The following is a 17,881-nucleotide window of genomic DNA, read 5'->3' on the forward strand; positions in this document are numbered from 1 at the left end:
CGGCTACGCTGTTGACGTGCCGATGTCCGATATGCCGTGGGCGGATGTTGATCCCCTCCCGCGCCTCAACGGTGATCTCACCTCCGTCCTCGATTCGGTGCGTTCCCTGCAACGCGCGTGGAAAGCGGTGGTGAGCATCAACGACGCCGCCTTTCGCGAGGCCCGTCGTCGTTCCCTGCGGCGTCATGCGGTGGAAACGGGAATCATCGAGCGCCTCTACGACGTCGATTGGGGCGTCACCGAGGCACTGGTCGCCGAGGGGCTGACGGCGGACGCCGTGGCTCGGGGCTCGGACGGGAGCGTGTCGGAGGATGTTCTCGACATCATCCGGTCGCAGTACGACGCCCTGGAATTCCTGTGCGAAGCCGCCCGTCAGGGCCGCGAGGTGTCCATCTCCCTCATTCGCGAACTACACGTCGCATTGACCCGGCTTCAACCCACCTATACCGCCACCGGGCCGAACGGCATCGTCTTCCGGGCCACGCTCCACCACGGTGAGTGGAAGACCCAACCGAACCACGTCACCCGCTCGGACGGATCCCGACTGGAGTACACCCCGCCGGAGCACGTCGCCGCCCAAATGGACACCCTGGTGGAACTCCACCGGTCCATGGAGGGTGTCGATCCCCTGGTGCGGGCGGCCTGGTTGCATCACCGTTTCGTGCGCATTCACCCCTTCGAGGACGGGAACGGTCGGGTCGCCCGTTGCCTGACCCTGCTGGGTCTGTTGAAGTGCGACATGGCCCCCTTGGTGGTGGACCGCCGTGAACGGGATCGCTACCTCACCTGCCTGGACCGCGCCAATGAGGGGGACCTCCGTCCGCTGATCCGGTTCTTCGCGGAGTTGGAGATCGTCGCCCTGCGCAGCGAACTGGAACGGCCCCTCACCGGCGCCGAGACCATGGCCGCCGCCGAAGGGGCCCTAGCCGTTCTCGGAGCGGGCATCGAGCGCCTACGGGGTCTGCAATCGGAAACCGGGGCCATGGAGCGGGCACGTCGGGTTGCCGACCTGGCCGGGTCGGTCCAGGAGAAGATCGAGACGTGGCTCGGCGACATGGCCCGTCAGTTCGACACCATGTTGAAGGACGGCATCGACCCGCAGTCCTTCGCCTCCGTCAAGAGCGCCGCCCCTCCGGACGAACGTGCCCGGTACTGGCGGTGGCAGATGATCCGGGCGGCCCGGAGCGTTGACTTCTTCACGAACCTCCACGACGGAGCCTGGTGGACGAGGCTCCGTCTCGTGGCGCTGGGGCAGGAACTGCGTTATCTGGTCTTCCTGCAGAAGGTGGGACAAGGCGAGACGGGTGTACTCGCGTTGACGGTGTACGCCGAGAGCCTGGGCGGGGACGCCACCTGTCAGAGTCCCCACCAGGAAGCTGACACCGTCGTCGTCTCGACCCCCACCGAGACGGTCACCTGGATCTACACGGACACCCCCGAAACCCACTGGGAGAACGTGGAAGCCGTACTGGACACCACCTTGGCGGCCTCGCTGCACAAGTTCACCTCCGGCCTCGGCTGAGTCGCCGGTGTCCCGTTTCCCGCCGTCCGGCGGAGCGGCGCACCACCACCGTCGCGAGGACGACCGCCACGGGCAGAGCGAGGATCGCCACCGGCGGTGTGGCCGCATCCAGCGAGCGTGCGAGCAGATGGGGTCAGGGCATCGGCCGAAGCAGGGCCGAATCCCCGACGATCGTCGTGATCACCACCGTCACGGCCACCACGGCCCCGGCGGCGGCCGCCACCCGGAACACGAGCGCGGCGGCCGGCCGGCGACGGCCGTGTCAGGACCCCGACCCCGGCAGCGATCGGACGGTGGCCCGGGCGAGGGCCACCGTCACCGTGAACAGCACCGCGTACCGGAGGCCCCGCGCCCACACGGGGAGCAAGGGGTGGCCAGGGAGGGGTTCGACCATCGCCACGCGGGGCCACGGGACCCGGCCCCGGGCGAGCGTCCAGGAGTGGAACCGCTCCCCCCACGGGTTCACGATGAAGCCGCCCTGAACCGGGCTCTCCGCCATCCCCATCACGAAAAGCAGGAGCGTCAACGTCCCTCCACCGACGATCGCCGGTAACCACACCCCTCCGCCGCCCCATCCCATCCCCTGTCCCGCAGTGGTTCCCTGCGGTTCCCCGGGGAGCGGCCCCATCGCCCCCCGGGGAATCGGAGGGCTCCCCGGTGGCCCGGCCGACCCGGCTTATCCGGCGTTCCGCCCGTCGGAGTCCGCCGCTCGCCGCAGTGCGTCCGGGGAGCCCGGCATGCCGGGCGGCAGGTAGTCCGAGCGGACCCCCGGGCTCCACCCGTGCGCCTGGATCGCGAGCGCGACCGGGGCGAGGACACCGAGCGGCAACAGGGTTCGGGGGGCGGGGTCGGGCCCCACGCTCTCCCGGTACTCGATGAGCCGAGCCTCGAGAGCCCGCTCGAAGGCATGTGGATCGTCGTCGAGGAGAACGCGAAGGAGGCGATGGTCGGGCGACAGGGGACCGGTCGCGTCCAGTCGCCGGGCGGCCTCGGCTCGTTCCTCGGCGTCCGGCTTGCGCAGGGTGACGACGGGCCAATCCGAGGGCAGGTGACCGCTCGCCCGGCTCAGGTAGCCGCACAACGCGTCCATCGCGGCGAGGTCCGCCGGATTCGACGTGGAGTCCCACCTCGAGTACGGCACCCCGTCGCGGATGGCGGGCGCGAAATCCTCTCGCAGCAACAACCCGATCACTCTTTTCCATTCCCACACCAGGCCGCTGACCAGGCATATCGCGAAGGTGTCGACCCACGTCTCCGCCGTGGGCGCGTGCCGGACGAGGTCCTGGAAGGCCATGTCCGCGCTGCTGAACCCCTCATCGATGAGCGGCAGGGGGATCTCCTGGTCGCCGTTGGGGAAGCAACCGATGCTCAACGCGCCCAGGGAGCACTCGGCGGCCGTCCGCAACGCCGAGCGCGACGACTCGTCGAGCGCGGGATCCTCCGCGACCCGGGCGGCGACGTGGTCGAGGAGTTCATCGCGCATCTCCCCGAACCTCTCCGGGGACGGGCCGTCGTGGCTCATTTGGTGCCACCACCTCCACGTCCGTGAGGCGATGTCGTCGAGCGCCCGGGCCACGCGCTCCTCGTCGATCCCATGACACGTCACTTCCCGCACGGCTGCCGCCCTTTCATGATCTTCCCCATCGGATGCGGCACGTTATCAACGGGTTCGGACATTCGCCCGGGTCCGCCGGTGGGGGCCGTGGGCCACCGCCGTGCTCCCCGTCATCCGGCTTTCCCCTCTCACGACGCCGGGGCCTTTGGGGCGGACGCGCCGAGGACGGCGGCGGCCCACGGGGCCCGGCCCGGCCGTCCCGATTCGCAGCTGTGCGGCCTGCGAGTAGGAAGCTGATCCGGGGCGCAGGTGGTGCAGTGGGTGCGGGTGGTGCTGCGGAAGGCGACCCTGTCGCAGTCGACGCAGGTCCGCAGCGGCGGCGGGGAGGCAGGGGGCGCGGAATCGGAGGGTGGCCCCGGGCGCGGGGCGGGGAGGTGGGCGCGCAGGCGGTGCTCCAGGAGCCGGGCCGGGCGGGAGACGAAGGCCACCGGGAGGTTCGTGGTGAGGGCGCGCACGATCTCCTCGGGCGTCGCGTCGACGCCGAACCAGCGGTCCACGGCGGGGGCGAGGGCGCTCGCCTCGGCGACGGAGAGGCACAGCCGGGGGTCGTGCCGCCGCAGCCCGGCCAGGAGCGCCGCCGATCGGCCGTCGGGGGCGGGTGCCGGGGTGGAGCCCCCGGTTTCTCGGAGGTCGGCCATCGGCGGACGCGGCCGGGGCACCGGAGCCGGCACCGGCACCGGCGGTGCGACGACGCTCGTGGAAGCCCCCGGGTCGGGGGTGGGGACGGGTGCGAGGAACGTCCCGGCCCGGGCCGGGACGGCGGTCGCGGGTCCCGAGATGACGGACGGCTGTCCGGGGAACCGACCGGGTGCGAAGGCCCTGGAGGTGGCGAGGGGCCCCGGCACGGCCGGAGATGGCGCGCCGGGCGCTCCGGACACCGTGACCGCCGGTGCGGCGAACGGGCCGGCCGCGAGGGAGAGGACGCCCGGCGGACGGCGTCGGTGGGGCGGGGACACCGGGGAGAGCGGGTGCTCGCCGACGCCGGGCAGGGCGGCTCGCTCGGCCGCCACGGCGGTCTTGGGCGAGCGGTCGGCCGGTTCCCCGGGACCATCCGGGCCGCCCGGCTTCCTCGGCACGTCGTGCAGGACGGTACGGGTGCGGATGGTGCCGTCGGGGGCGCGCTCGGGGCGGCGCTCGATCCAGCCGTCCCGCTCCAACTCGGCGAGCCCTCGCCGGATCCGGGTGCGACCCTCGTCGAAGTGTTCGCACAACCGATCAATACTGATCAGCGTGCCGTCCTTCAGCGAAAACAAATAGGAAGCGATGCCGCAGGCCGTGGCACTTCCGGGTCGCTGAACGAGCGGATTCGGTAGAATCGTGAAGTTCTTGGTCTGCTTGACGCGGATGTGCAGCAACCCGCATCCGGGCACGCTAATCTGGGCTACAGCCATTGGGAAGGGTCCTGCTTCCTGATCGGTTAGGCCCTCGGCGGGATGCCAGTCCCGTACGGGGGCCGAAGCTTTGTGCGGTTGTTTTCCGGGGTGGATATCCCCCGTTCGCCGCGACCATATCCCCACCGGAACCGGTTTCCAATTCAGCTCACCCGAACGGGTGAAAGCCTTGGGGGAGGGTGGGTGGGAGGGTTCTTTCCCCCGGTTCTTTACAAAGGCCGCCGCCCCACCGCCCGGCGGTTTTCCGCCGCCCGGTGAACCGCCCACCGGGCACCTCCGCGATCACCCGGTCGAACGGACACGGCCCGATTCCATACGTCCGGTCTGACCGCTTACCGCCGACCCCCACGAGCAGCGCGGCGGAACCGGAGAAGGCACCCCTCCCGAAGGACGCGTGGGGCTCTCCCGGGAAACATCGTGGAGTCATCCGTACGCGGACGCTCCGCAGTCCCTACCCTTGCCCCATGCCGACGACTGACGTGAGCGTTCGGACCCTCGACGGTCTTCACCTGGCGGGCACCCTGGTCATTCCGGAACGACCAACTCATCGGGCGGTGGTGCTCGTCCACGGCGGAGGTGTCACCCGGGAGGAAGGGGGCTTCTTCACTCGGTTGGCGGTCGGGTTGCGCGAGGCCGGCGCGGCTTCGTTGCGCTTCGACCTTCGGGGGCACGGACGGAGTGAAGGGCGTCAGGAGGACCTGACCCTGTCCGCCATCCTCAACGACATCCGGGTCGCGCTGGAGTACACCCGGGAGGTGACCGGGGTCGGGGAAGTCACCTTGCTCGGGGCCAGCTTCGGCGGTGGAATCTGCGCCTACTACGCCGCCCGGTGTCCCGACAAGGTCTCGCGCCTGGTGCTCCTCAACCCCCAACTGGACTACAAGAAGCGGACCATCGACAGCCGGCCGTTCTGGGATAACGACCGGTTGGAGGAAGAGGCCGCCCGGAAGTTGGCCTCGGAAGGCTTCATCCAGTTCACACCGACACTCAGGCACGGGCGCCCCATCTTCAACGAGGTCTTCTGGCTACGCCCCCATGAGGCGCTGGGCGATGTCGAGGCACCGACGCTCATCGTGCACGGCACCGGAGACACACTCGTGCCGTTCGAGAGTTCCAAGTCGGCCGTCTCCCGGTTCCGGGCTCCGTGCCAACTGGTCGAGATCGAGGGTGCCCAGCACGGCTTCGCCGCCCACGACGACCCGCGATACCTCGACCCGCGAAGTCGGGAGTGGCAGGCGTTCGTGATCCGAACGGTGGCGGATTGGGTGACCCAACCGGGAGAAGGGTGACGCCTTTCCTCCTTCCTCGATCACCGGGCGCCGGAGGTGGGCGTCCCGACCGGAAGCGAGCCCGTTGTCCGCAGCCCGGCCTCCCACCGAATACCCCGGTCCCGAAAATCACCCTTCACACCCGTCACGAAGCACGCAGAGCCTCGCGGAAATCCCGTACCGCAGGCCGGCCGCTCCACCGACCAAGGGTGCGCAGGGCGTCGGCGAGGACGCACAGCGTTCGCTCGGACTTCATGGTGTGGGCCACTTCGGCGGACACCCGGCCCAGCTCGGCGGCCTCATCCGGCTCGCCGCAGAGCGCCATGGCGACCGCTCTCCGGGCGTTGAAGAACCCGGTGTCCCGGGGTGACAGGGCACCGGAGGCGATCGTCTCCCCGAACAACCGCACGGCCATGCCCGGCTTTCCCACCTCGGTGTACGCGACGGCGTTGCGGAGCATCAAGGTGTCCTCGGTGAAGTAGGCCCCGAGCGGGTTCGGATCGTCATCCGACACGGTGATCAGCAAGCTGCGCGATTCGTCCAACTTCCGCTTGACGGCGTCCGGGGATTCACCGGTCATGGCCAGTCCGAGAGCTTCCTGCTGGGTGACCTCCGCACGGACACGCTGCGGTAGTCGCCACCGCTCGTGACGAGCCGCCCGGGCCAGGCCGAGCACTCGCAGCGCGTCACGGTCGTCATAGGCCATCTGGGACTTCTTGAGCAGGACGTAGCCCTGCATGGCGGCGTTGTCGGCCTCCTGCGCCCACTCCATGGCCCGGTCGTACCAGAACCCGGCCCGAGCGGGCTGATGGATGTCGCGGTACAGCCAGCCGGCGAACTCGGCGCCGTCGGCGCCGACCGACAACAGCTCGCGGCGATCACTCGACCCAACGTCGCGTGCGTGCTGTTCGATGGAGCGGAGCAGTCCGAGGACAACCGGCAATGTCCTTCCCGGCCCGAGGGACCCGTCGTCGCGTTTGGCGCTCTCCAGTTGAATACGAAAGTAGTCGAAGGCCGACCCCTCGAAACAGTGGCGGGAATTCTCCGGGACGGCTACAAAGCGCCGGATTCCTTCCGGGCCCGGGACGGGCAGAGCGGTGGCGGCAATGCCTCCGAGCAATGTTCTGCGGTGGAGTGGACTCATGGCCTCGTGTCCTGTACTGGCGAAACCGTCGCCTCGGGGCATCGACAGATCGTCCGATCTGTCGAGGTGAATCGCTTCGGGGAGGGGATGACCGTCGGTCGTGATGGGAGGCGGCGCGGATGCCCGGGTTCGGCATGACGGCTCGGCCTTCCGCCGCTCGCTCTCACTCGACTGATTCGAAACAGGAGCGGTGTACCGGTGATCGCTTCCCGGCAGCTTGAACCAGAGTAGATCCGCCGGAACGGCGAGGATATGCGCCCAGCTCATGAGTTTGGAGAGGTCTTGCGGAGCCGCTCCGTTCTCGATACGGCTGAGCTGGGCCTGGGTCAGGCCCAGCCAGTCGGCGACGGCCCCCTGGGGGATGGGGCGCGGGTGGTACGGATGAGTGCGGTAGGCGTGGAACACCTTTCCGAAGTGCCACTCCTCCAAGGCGTCACGCATCCGCGAGTGCCGCCAGAACTCGGCGGGAGGGTTCGGTGGTTGCCCTGCCGAAGATCGCTCCCGTCGAGTACAGGCCCCGCACTTGTTTCCGGCGTTGTCCCTGGCCAGCCGGGTACCGCACGGGCAGTGGCGAACCGGTTGTTGTGGTGCCATACCGTTGATGCTCCCACCCTGTCATGCCAACTTGTGCGTGCCAGCGTATTGCCGGACGGGGAAGGCGGGTGGCAATACAACGGACGTATACCGGCTTATACATGGCCGTGGTTGGCGCCGGTGACAGAAGTCATCAGGCTCGGTAACCCCGTTCCCCCACTTGTCCAGCGAACGGGGTGAGGAGCCGAGACCATGCAACCACCTTCACGTCGAAACCCCTGCGAACACGTCTCTGTTGTCCGGCGCGGACAGGGAACGCGAGATCGATGGCCCGGTTCGGTTGATCGAGCCGCTCGAGAAGACCGTCCCGGAGAGCCGGGAGACCGGCCGTGAATGGTGAACGACTGGTCAGCCGGTTGGAGCTGGCCGGTCAACGCGACGCCGCGACATGGGCCCGTCGCCATTGCCGCAGCCTCCTCGGCTCCCGGGGCCTGGTGGCGGAGCGAATCGACACGGTCGAACTGTGCGTCAGCGAGCTGGTCACCAACGCGGTACGTATTGCCGAGGGGACGCCGAACGCTCCGTTGACACGCATCTCGCTGACATTGACCCACTCCCCCGGCAAGGTGGTAATCGAGGTGGCGGACGGCTTCCCCCAACCTCCGATCCGCACAGGGCTCGTGGGTCCCAGAGCGGAGAACGGCCGAGGGCTGTTCATCGTGGAGGCAGTTTCCAAGGAGTGGGGGTACTTCCGGCCACCCACCGGCGGGAAGGTGGTGTGGTGCGTGGTAGGACTGGAATGATTTCCATATGAACGGTGTCATCTCCGAGCACGGAGTCACCCGACAGCCGCTTCCTCCAGTTTTCTTTTAGTTTCCTGCATCACCGGAGCACGAAACTAAAGTTTTTCTGTAGGTCTGTGTCGTTGAGAGGCGACCAAGGGGCTCGGCCACCCCGCCCACGGACGCGCCCCGGCCCCGGCGGGGAATCCGCCGGGCCCGGGGCGCGTGGTCCGGGGGTGTCAGGAGATCTCGTAGACCGCCGTGGTGCCGCTGACCTCGTGGGCGACGACCAGCAGCGGGCGACCGTTCGGGCTCTCCCCGGCCGGGATGAAGGCCAGCCCTTCCGGCCCCAGGTCACCGGCGGTACCGGTCTCGGCGTCGCCGGAGAAGTCCCGGCTGTTGACGTACCCGGCCGGGCGCGGGGCGCGCGGGTCGGTGAGGTCGTAGACCACCACTCCGCCGATCCGCTCCAGGCCGACGAAGGCGTACGGGGTGTCGTTCACGGTGCCGACGACCACGCCCTCGGGCTCGGGGCCCTTGTTGTCGCTGCGGCTGTCGAAGGAGCCGTTCGCGCTGTTGTTGGCGTTGAAGTCCTCCGGGAACAGCTCGGCTGTCAGTCGCTCCAGGTGGTCGCCGGAGTCCCAGACCATCCGGCCCTCGGAGTCCAGCACGGAGACGGACCGGCCGCCGAAGACGTGCAGTTCGGTGGCACGCCCCTGCTCGTCACGCGGGGACTCCACCGATACGGTCAACCGGCCGAGGTTGGCGTTGTTCCGCAGCTCGGCGGCGTTCGGGAACACCTCGGGCGACAGGATCAGGGCGTTGACCCGGACCTCCTCCGCGTAGCAGCCCCAGTCGCGGGCGTCGCCCTCGTTGGCGATGACCAGGAACTCCTCGCCCTTCCCGGCCTTGCCCGGCTTACCGCCCCTGCCCGGCTTCCCACCGGCGTCCGGGGCGGTGAAGGCGGCGATGGAGTCCGGCTGGTACATGCCCATGACCGGCCACCCGGTGATGTTGATCGCGTTGTCGCGGTCGGAGGCGTCCAGACCGTTGCCGGGCAGCGAGTGGTCCTTGAGGCCCAGCGGCACGACGTCGGTGACCCGGGCGCTCGGCAGGTGGACGACGGCGATCGCGTTGTTCTCCTGGAGAGTGACCCACGCGGTCTTCGAGTCCTCGGAGACCGCGACGTACTCGGGCTCCAGGTCGCGGGCGGCGGAGGCGCCGGGGCCGAGGATCCGGACGCCGGCGGCGCGCAGTTCGTCCTCGCGGCCGTTCCAGGCGCGGAAGTCGGCGGTGGCGACGCGCACGCCGTTGAGGGTGGTGGTGCGGGTGCCGTTCGGGATGGTGATGACGCTGATCGTGCCCTCGGGGTCCACGCCGTCGGCGCAGTAGGAGTCGGGCTCGCCCTCGTTGGCGACGACGACCCGCTTGCCGTCGGGGGTGAAGGTCAGGGCGTCGGGCAGGGCGCCGACGGTCACCTCGCGGATGGGTCGCAGGTCGGAGGCGCGGAAGAAGGCGACCGTGCCGGGGGCGGTCTTCGGGGATGCCTCGCGGGCGACGGCGATCAGGCCGTCGTGCACGGCGACGCTGTTGGCGCCGGGGGTGTCCAGCTCGCCGACCTTCCGGGGGTCGGTGGGGTCGGAGAGGTCCAGGACGTCCACCGTGCCGGCGACCGCGCTGACCACGAACAGGCGCTCGGTGTCCGGGTCCCAGGCGGTGATCTCGGCGGCGGACTCGCCGTACACGCCGCTGTCGTACCGGCCGATGAGGCTCAGATCGAGGTCGCCGGCACCGGGGGCCTCCGGGGCGGGCTTCGGGCCCGGCTTCGGGGCGGCGCCCGCGACGGAGGGGGCGAGCAGGCCGGCCCCCAGGGCGAGGGCGCCGACGAGGAGGACGCCGGTGCGCGGCACGGTACGGCCGGCGGGGCGGGGGCGACGGGGGCGTTCGGTACGGCTGTTCATGGGAGGCGATCGTGTCGGCCGGCGGCGCACCCGGGGTGAACGGACGGCCGGCGGAAGGTGAAGTCCCCCGCAACACCGCCGGTGCGGAGCGCCTCCGGCGGCCTTCCGAGGGTTCAGGACCCGCCGACCGACGCCCGGTTCCCGGCAGATCCGACCCCGCCGGCGCCCCCGCCGCGTTCGACCCGGCGCAGCACCAGGGCGGTGACCAGTCCGGAGAGGAAACCGGCGGTGAGCATCCCCGGCAGGTGGTGGTAGGCGTGGTCCAGCGACAACGCCAGGTCCCGGGGAGGGCGGGTGATCCACAGGATGGGGAAGGCGAGGGTGGTCGCGCAGACGGCCGTGACCACGCCGAGGACGCCGAGGTCCAGCGGGGACCGGCCGCGTGAGAGCCGGGCGGCGACCACCAGTCCGGCGACGACGACGATCGTGGCCGGGACCACCGCCCGCACACCCGACCCGTACAGCCGCACCCCCTCCGACGCCTCCGCCGATCCCGCCACCGGCAGCAGCCAGCGTGTGATGGCGGCCGGGAGCCGGTGCAGGGGGGTGTCGAGGAGCAGGCGTTCCCACAGCGGTGCCAGGGTGAACAGGAGCAGCGCGCCGGTCACGACCCCGCCGGCGAGCCCGGCCGTCAGGGCGGCCTCCGGAGTGGGCGGAGCGGGGAGGGCGGGTTCGGGTCGGGGCGGGGTGAGTCGGGGCAGGCTCCGGGCGAACCCGGCCGCAGCCAGGGCCACCAACGCGGTCGGTACCGCCAACAGGGCGATCAGCGGGAGGCCCTCGGTCATGGCGGAGCCGATCAGTTCCCGCCGGGAGAAGTGGCCCCGGGGCAGCGCGCGCAACAGGTGTCCGGCGGGGATCGCGACGGCCGCCGACGCGGTGGTCCAGGCCCACACGCAGAGCGGGATGAGCACCCGGTGGGAGGCGCGGCCGGGCGGGAAGCGGCGGACCGTCCACAGCACCCCCACCGCGCAGAGCGCGAGCAGGACACCGACCTGAAGCCATTGGGCCGCCGGCTGCCAGACGTCGTGGACGAGCGGGGCCGGTACCTCCTCCCGCCAGGGGCCGCCACCCGATGACGACCCGACTTCCGGGCCGGAGCGGGGCGGGCGGGTCAGCCAGGCGCGCACCCAGTTCTCCACCACGCCGGGGCCGGCCGTGGAGACCAGCGGGAAGGGGTGTTCCCGCACGCCCTCCGCCAGGGCCAGCAGCCGGGCGTGCACTCTCGGCGAGCACAGGATCCAGAGCATCGCCGCCAGGGCGGTCGGGGTCGCCGTGGCCGGTATCCAGGCCCGTCGCCATCGCATGGCGCCACTCCTCCGCGTCCCCCGTCACCCGGCCCGGTATCCTCCGGGCCGGGTGACGGTCGGGTTCGTTCGTTCCGTGATCATCCGGCTTCCCGGCCCGTGCCGGAAGGGGTGCGGGGGCACCGATGGGGACCACCCGACCACCGCGCCACCCGACCACCGCGCCACCCGACCACCGCGCCGCCGGCAAAGGGCCGCCGCGACCCGACCCGGCCCGCCGGGGTCCGATCCACCGCACGCGGCACCACCCGACGCGTCCCGGCCGGTTCCCGCCGCCCCGGCGGTGGCAGGCTATCGGGTATGAGCACCCTCGTTTCCCGGCTGCGGGAGGGTCTGCCCGACGGGGCGGTCCTCGTGGACGACGACGTCACCGCCTCCTACGCGCACGACATGGCGAGCTTCTGCCCCGCAGGCGCCCCCGCCGCCGTGGTGTTGCCCCGCACCACCGAGGAGGTGCGACACGTGTTGCGGGTGGCGCACGACCTGCGGGTGCCGGTGGTGCCGCAGGGCGCCCGCACGGGGTTGTCGGGGGCGGCGAACGCCACCGACGGCTGCGTGGTGCTCTCCCTGGTACGGATGGACCGGATCCTGGAGATCGACCCGGTGAACCGGATCGCGGTGGTCGAGCCGGGTGTGGTCAACGCGGATCTGGGCAAGGCGGTGGCCGCGCACGGGCTGTGTTACCCGCCGGATCCCTCCAGCTGGGAGCAGTGCACGATCGGCGGGAACATCGGTACCGGCTCCGGGGGACTGTGCTGCGTGAAGTACGGGGTGACGGCCGAGTACGTGCTCGGCCTGGAGGTGGTACTCGCCGACGGGCGGCTACTGCGCACCGGTCGGCGCACCGCCAAGGGGGTCGCCGGGTACGACCTGACCCGTCTGTTCGTCGGTTCCGAGGGGAGCCTGGGCGTGGTGGTCGGGGCGACGCTGGCGTTGCGCCCGGTGCCTCCGCCGCGGTTGGTGCTGGCGGCCGAGTTCGACTCCACGGCGGCGGCCGGCGAGGCGGTGTGCCGGATCATGGCCGACGGTCACACCCCGTCGATGCTGGAGCTGATGGACCGCACGACGCTGCGCGCGGTCAACGCGATGACCCGGATGGGGCTGCCGGAGACGACCGGGGCGCTGCTCCTGGCGGCCTTCGACACCCCCGATCCGGCCGCCGATCTGGCCCGGGTGGGGGTGCTCTGCGAGGAGGCGGGTGCCTCTTCGGTGGTGCCGGCGGAGGACGCGGCGGAGTCGGAGATGCTGTTGGCCGCCCGGCGCACGGCGTTGCCGGCGCTGGAGGCGGTCAAGGGCGTGACGATGATCGACGACGTGTGCGTGGGGCGCTCGGAGTTGGGGGCGTTCATCGCCGGGGTGGAGCGGATCGCCGCGGAGTACGAGCTGACGATCGGGGTCGTCGCGCACGCCGGGGACGGCAACACCCACCCGACGGTGTGCTTCGACGCCCGCGACCCGGAGGAGTCGGCCCGTGCCCGGGCCTCCTTCGACGCGATCATGGCGCTGGGGCTGGAGTTGGGCGGCACGATCACCGGTGAGCACGGGGTGGGCGTGCTGAAGAAGGAGTGGCTGGCGCGGGAGCTGGGGCCGGTGGCGATGGAGCTGCACCGGGGGATCAAGGCGGCCTTCGACCCGCTGAACATCCTCAACCCCGGCAAGGTGTTCTGACCGGTCCGGGCGGGGCCGGGGAGGGCCGGGGCCGGGCCGGGGTCGCTCACCGCCAGGCGGTGAGCAGGTCTGCGGGGCCGACGGCGGTGACGCCCTCCACCGCGACCCCGGCCCGGGCCACCGCGTCCGCCGTTCTCGACCTTCCGCAGAAGACGGGTCAGTCGGCCCAGTTCCTCGTCACGCCCGATGAAATGATCCACGCCCCGCTCCCTCCCACCCGGCAGACTCCCACCCGGCAGACTCACGCTCGGCAGACTCACGCTCGGTGGACCAACAAAAATGTTGGTTTCGCCGATGTGACTGATGTTGGCGTGAGTCTCTTCGCCCCGGCGGCTCCGGACACCGAAACGGCCCGGCCCCGGCGGAGGATTCCGCCGGGGCCGGGCCGTGCGTGCCGTGGTGCGCGAGGGGCGCGGACCGGATCAGATCCGGCCCAGCTCCCACAGGCGGAAGATGCCGCCCGCGTCGCGGAGCTGCTGGATACCGGTGATCTCGCGAAGGCTCACGGTGAAGTTGCGGTTCTGCCAGATCGGGACGACCACCGCTTCCTCGGCCGCGAGCGCGTGGATCTCGCGGAAGGTGTCCATGGTGTTGGCCCGCTGCGGCTGGCTGCGGGTGTCGGCGATCAGCTCGTCGATCTCCGGGGTGCCCCAGCCGTGGCCCAGCACCGAGTCCTCCATCAGCAGCGCGGAGGTGTAGGTGTCCGGGTCGGCGAAGTCGGGGTTCCAACCGACGAAGTAGGAGTCGACGTCGTTGCTCGCCGCCGCGCCGAGAACCTCACCGACCGTGGCGAACTCGGTGACCTCGACGTCGAAGATGCCGTCGGCCCCCAGGGTCTCCGCGATGAAGGCGACCTCCTCGGCGTGCACCTGACCGGCGAAGCCGAGGTGCAGGTCGATCGGCAGCGTGTAACCCTCGCCCTCCAGTTCCTCCCGCACGTCGGCGGGGCTCATCTGGCCGTACAGGTCGTAGTACGGGGTGCCGTGGCCGATGACACCGACCGGGACCAGCGAGTACGCGGACTCCACCGTCTGCAGTCGGACCTGACGGGCGATGGCCTCGCGGTCGATGAGGGTGGCGATCGCCCGGCGCACCGGCGTCTCGGCGGCCGGGGAGTCGCCCTGGCCGGAGTTTATGATCATGCGGATCGCCGAGCCGGTGATCTCCGAGTAGCGGATGTCCGGGTCGTTCTGGTCGATGGCGAGGATGTCCGCGGGGTTCAGCTGACCGGCGATGACATCGATCTCCTCGCCCTCCCAGGCCTCCTGGAGGGTGTCCGGACCGGTGTAGTAGTTCAGGGTCACCGGGTAGGAGGAGACCTCCTTGACACCCTTGTAGTTCGGGTTCGGCCGGAGAACGGCGATACCGGCCTCGCCGGTCTCGTCGTTGATCAGCCGGAACTCCTCGAGGGTGTAGACGCCCGAGCCGACGGCCTTGCCGTCGTCGCGCGGGGTGTCCAGCTCGTACTCCTCGCGGTCCACGATGGAGACGGCGCCACCGGCCAGGATGTAGGGGAAGGTCACGTCGGGCTCACCGAGCTCGAAGATGACGTCCAGTCCGTCCACCCGCACGGCCTCGATGCCGTTGACGAGGCTGCCGGGACCGGTGTAGACGAACTTCTCCTCGTCCGGGATGCTGTCGTCCGCGGCCTCGTCGGCGGCACGCTGGACCATCGCGTGGATGCGGTCGACGGAGAACTTCACGTCCTCCGCGGTGACCTCCCGACCGGAGCTGAAGGTCAGATCGTCCCTCAGCGTGCAGCGGTACACCTGGAAGGCATTGTCGGTGAACGCGCAGCTCTCGGCCGCGTCGGGCACCGGGGTGTCGGAACCGGCCTTCAGGGTGAGCAGGCTCTGGAACACGTTGCCGTAGAGATCCCAGGACCCCGCGGCGTAGCTGTAGGCCGGATCCAGGGAGTCGGCCCGGTCCGTCACACCCACCACGATCGGGTCCTCCTGGTCGTCACCGGAGGCGAACAACAGCCATCCGCCGACGGCACCGATCACCAACAGCACGGCCAGGCCGATGCCTATGCCCCCTTTAGCCCCCATCGCTCGCACTACCGCCGCGCCTCTCTCAATTCGAATCCGTCGCGAGCCACAGACCTCTCGCGCGCTCAGCCAACCATAGGCGCATGTAGCCCGCACCGGCGGGGAGGCAACGGACCGGCCACAACTCGCGACGTGATCAGTCGGCTACCGGCCCCTCCGTTCCGGGGACCTCGATCCGGAACTCCACGGTGACCGGTCGACCGTCCAGCGTTACCAGCACGCTCTCCCCACCGAGTTGCGGGGAGAAGGCCGCGAGCAGGTATTCACCGCTGTGCGGGGCCCTGATGCTGAAGGCCCCATCGGTGGCGCTGCGGGTCTTGTCGAGCTGACGACCGTTGCCCCCGTCGGCCGCCAGGGTCACCAGGGCGCGGGGCAGGGCGACGCCGAAGGAGTCCCGGACGACACCGCTGATGAGGTGTGGGTCGGGTGGTTCGGCGGGCTCGGGGGCGAGGTCGGAGGTCAGGGACTCCGTCATGTCGTGACTCCTCGATGAGGTGGACATCACAGGTGATCGGGTGGGTCGTCGGGCATCCCGCGCGATCTCCGGCGATGTCCGGTGGGGTCGTGGAATGTGGTCGATGTCTCTCCTGCCCGTCGGGATCCCGTTTTCCCCCTCCGGACGTTGTCGTCTCGTTACCAAGGACACCAGGGCGGCCCGAATGGTTGTGCCCGACCGGGAGTGGAACGTCCGGGTTTCCCTCCAACGGGGGCGGGTGGACACCCCAGGGAGTCGTTGGGGCATACCGGGATCACCCCACGCCGGTTTCATGCGGAATGCCGGATTCCGGGAGTCCGGGGAGGATTGGCGGAGATATCGGGGAGAAAGCGGACGACCGAAGGAGGATCGTCGGGATTCTCCCCGGTTTCGGGGAGAAAGTGGTGACCGGGAGGGTGATCGGGCGACGGGGTGACATCGGCGCGGGACCATCGTGGAGTCTCCGGGCCACCGGATACCGGTCGATGGGCCCAGGCGTCGGAAAGGCGGTGCTTCTTCGCCCCATCGGCCCCCGCCCGGCGGTTCCCCCGCTTCCCCGGCCCGCGTCACACCCGAATCCCCTTCCCCGGGAGCCGGCGGGGGAATCGGGGTGTCCACGAAGTGGGACGACGCCGACCCTCGGGCGGGTTCGCGGTGTCGGGGCGCCGGCGCCGACCGACACCGCGAACGGGAAAGCCGGGCCCCGGGCGCGAGGTGTCGCGTCCGGCGCCCGGCGGGGTCGCGGCGGAGTCGCTCAGGCCTCCGGGGAGGCGAGGCGGACGACCGTGATGTCCGGCTCGGCGCCCACCCGCACCGGCGGGCCCCAACTACCGGCGCCGCGCGTGACGTACAGCTGGGTGTCGCCGTACCGCTCCAGCCCGGCCAGGGTCGGGTTGGCCAGATCGGCGAGGTGGGTGCCGGGCCACATCTGCCCGCCGTGGGTGTGACCGGAGAGCTGGAGGTCCACGTTGTGCTCCACGGCCTCGTGGACGAACACCGGCTGGTGGGCCATGAGCACCGAGGTGCGTCGCGGGTCGCGGTCGGCGAGCGCCGCCTCCAGGTCGGGCCCCTGACCGCTGTCCTCGCCGGCCAGGTCGTTGACGCCGGCGAGGTCGAACCAGGGCAGTTCCTCGCGCGCGTTCTCCAGCGGAGTGATGCCGAGTTCGCGGACGTGGTCGATCCACTGTTCGGCGCCCACGTAGTACTCGTGGTTCCCGGTGACGTACCAGGAGCCGTCGCGGGACCGGAGGTCGGCGAGCGGGGCGGCGGCCGAGCGCAGATCCTCCACGCCGGCGTCGACCAGGTCGCCGACGATGGTCACCAGGTCGGGCTGGGTGCTGTTCACCGCCTCCACGACGCGGCGGCAGTGCGAGCCGCCGAGGATCGGCCCGAGGTGGATGTCGCTAACCACCGCGATCCGGTAACCGTGGGCGGAACGCGGCAGACCGCGCAGCGGGACGGTGACCTCCTTGATCACCGGATGGCGCGCGGCCAGGGTGCCGTAGGTGGTGGTGCCGGCGGCGATGGCGGCGGCGCCCAGGGCGACCGTGCGGGCGACGAAGAGCCGGCGGCCCGGGTCCCTCGGACCGGTGGTGTCGGTCGGGTTCCCGGGCGCGTCGGTGTCGGTGACCCCGGCGTCGCCCGGCTCGTGCTCCGCCAGCGCGGTGGCGGTGCGCCCGCCGCGGTGGGTGGTGTCACCCTGCCCCGTGCCGGACTCCCCGGCGCCGGTCTCCGCGGACGCGGTGCCGACGAGACCGTCCCCGCCCCCACCGGCGACGGTCTCCGGGGTCCCGGGCCGGAGCCCGTCGGGTTCACCCGGGCCGACGGCGGCCGGCGTGGCGGTCCGGGCGGCGCGTCGGGCGAGGACGCGCCGGGCGAGGGGGCGCACCGGCTCCGCCGCCAGGAGCGGCAGGAGCAGGTAGAGCATGATGACGAACCAGTAGTAGCCGGGCCAGGCGAGGACCCGTTCCACACCGAACGGGACACCGATGTTGCCCGCGACCTGGGCCGTGATCATCAGGATCGGCATCACCACGGCGAGGACGGTGCCCACCCGCCGCCAGGTGGTGCCGGGCGCGGAGACGTCCCGCACCAGGCGACGCCACAGATACCAGTGGACGCTGCCGAACAGCGCGATGACGACGAGCAGGAACAGGGCGATCATGG

The 17,881-nt window shown here is 70.8% G+C and carries 13 protein-coding genes; 4 read left to right on the forward strand and 9 right to left on the reverse strand.

Translation table 11 applies throughout. The features are described 5' to 3' along the window. Window positions 1–22: 22 nt before the first annotated feature. Window positions 23–1,522 (forward strand): Fic family protein, encoded by a 1,500-nt coding sequence (locus LZF96_RS00150; protein ID WP_233864916.1) that lies wholly within the window; start codon window positions 23–25, stop codon window positions 1,520–1,522. Window positions 1,523–1,784: 262 nt separating this feature from the next. Here the strand turns inward: LZF96_RS00150 and LZF96_RS00155 are convergent, their stop codons facing one another. The 3 genes from LZF96_RS00155 to LZF96_RS00165 all read right to left on the reverse strand — a co-directional run bounded on the left by LZF96_RS00155 (window position 1,785) and on the right by LZF96_RS00165 (window position 4,528). Next, window positions 1,785–2,048, reverse strand: a complete 264-nt coding sequence (locus LZF96_RS00155) for a hypothetical protein (protein WP_233864386.1) — start codon at window positions 2,046–2,048, stop codon at window positions 1,785–1,787. 150 nt (window positions 2,049–2,198) lie between these two features. Further along, a complete protein-coding gene (locus tag LZF96_RS00160; protein WP_233864388.1) occupies window positions 2,199–3,137 on the reverse strand; it encodes an immunity 49 family protein in 939 nt (312 codons plus the stop codon). Between the two features lie 128 nt (window positions 3,138–3,265). Beyond that, window positions 3,266–4,528, reverse strand: coding sequence for a hypothetical protein (locus LZF96_RS00165; protein ID WP_233864389.1), 1,263 nt, complete (start codon window positions 4,526–4,528; stop codon window positions 3,266–3,268). 464 nt (window positions 4,529–4,992) lie between these two features. On the opposite strand from LZF96_RS00165, the gene LZF96_RS00170 reads away from it, so the two are divergent. Continuing rightward, entirely contained in the window at window positions 4,993–5,817 is an 825-nt protein-coding gene (locus LZF96_RS00170) for an alpha/beta hydrolase (RefSeq protein ID WP_233864390.1), read from the forward strand. Between the two features lie 124 nt (window positions 5,818–5,941). Here the strand turns inward: LZF96_RS00170 and LZF96_RS00175 are convergent, their stop codons facing one another. Beyond that, window positions 5,942–6,940, reverse strand: coding sequence for a hypothetical protein (locus LZF96_RS00175; RefSeq protein ID WP_233864391.1), 999 nt, complete (start codon window positions 6,938–6,940; stop codon window positions 5,942–5,944). Window positions 6,941–7,863: 923 nt separating this feature from the next. Between LZF96_RS00175 and LZF96_RS00180 the strand changes: the two genes are divergently transcribed. Beyond that, a complete protein-coding gene (locus LZF96_RS00180) occupies window positions 7,864–8,277 on the forward strand; it encodes an ATP-binding protein (RefSeq protein ID WP_233864393.1) in 414 nt (137 codons plus the stop codon). 218 nt (window positions 8,278–8,495) lie between these two features. On the opposite strand, the gene LZF96_RS00185 is transcribed toward LZF96_RS00180, so the two are convergent. Together LZF96_RS00185 and LZF96_RS00190 are read right to left on the reverse strand one after the other, a co-directional pair. Beyond that, on the reverse strand, window positions 8,496–10,217 hold the full coding sequence (locus LZF96_RS00185) for a choice-of-anchor I family protein (protein ID WP_233864395.1): 1,722 nt from the start codon (window positions 10,215–10,217) through the stop codon (window positions 8,496–8,498). Between the two features lie 113 nt (window positions 10,218–10,330). Then, a complete protein-coding gene (locus LZF96_RS00190) occupies window positions 10,331–11,521 on the reverse strand; it encodes a hypothetical protein (protein ID WP_233864396.1) in 1,191 nt (396 codons plus the stop codon). A 300-nt stretch (window positions 11,522–11,821) separates the two neighbouring features. Here LZF96_RS00190 and LZF96_RS00195 point away from each other — a divergent pair, with 300 nt between their 5' ends. After that, the gene (locus tag LZF96_RS00195) at window positions 11,822–13,189 is read left to right on the forward strand and encodes an FAD-binding oxidoreductase (protein WP_233864398.1); all 1,368 of its coding nucleotides are present in this window, start codon (window positions 11,822–11,824) and stop codon (window positions 13,187–13,189) included. A 422-nt stretch (window positions 13,190–13,611) separates the two neighbouring features. On the opposite strand, the gene LZF96_RS00200 is transcribed toward LZF96_RS00195, so the two are convergent. From LZF96_RS00200 to LZF96_RS00210, 3 genes are all read right to left on the reverse strand, one after another. Next, window positions 13,612–15,240 (reverse strand): ABC transporter substrate-binding protein, encoded by a 1,629-nt coding sequence (locus LZF96_RS00200; RefSeq protein WP_233864400.1) that lies wholly within the window; start codon window positions 15,238–15,240, stop codon window positions 13,612–13,614. A gap of 136 nt (window positions 15,241–15,376) precedes the next feature. After that, a complete protein-coding gene (locus tag LZF96_RS00205) occupies window positions 15,377–15,715 on the reverse strand; it encodes a carboxypeptidase-like regulatory domain-containing protein (protein WP_233864402.1) in 339 nt (112 codons plus the stop codon). 754 nt (window positions 15,716–16,469) lie between these two features. Beyond that, a complete protein-coding gene (locus tag LZF96_RS00210) occupies window positions 16,470–17,879 on the reverse strand; it encodes a metallophosphoesterase (protein WP_233864404.1) in 1,410 nt (469 codons plus the stop codon). Between the last annotated feature and the right edge of the window lie 2 nt (window positions 17,880–17,881).

It is taken from the genome of Streptomyces sp. ST2-7A (assembly GCF_021390475.1).
Taxonomy (GTDB): Bacteria; Actinomycetota; Actinomycetes; order Streptomycetales; family Streptomycetaceae; genus Streptomyces.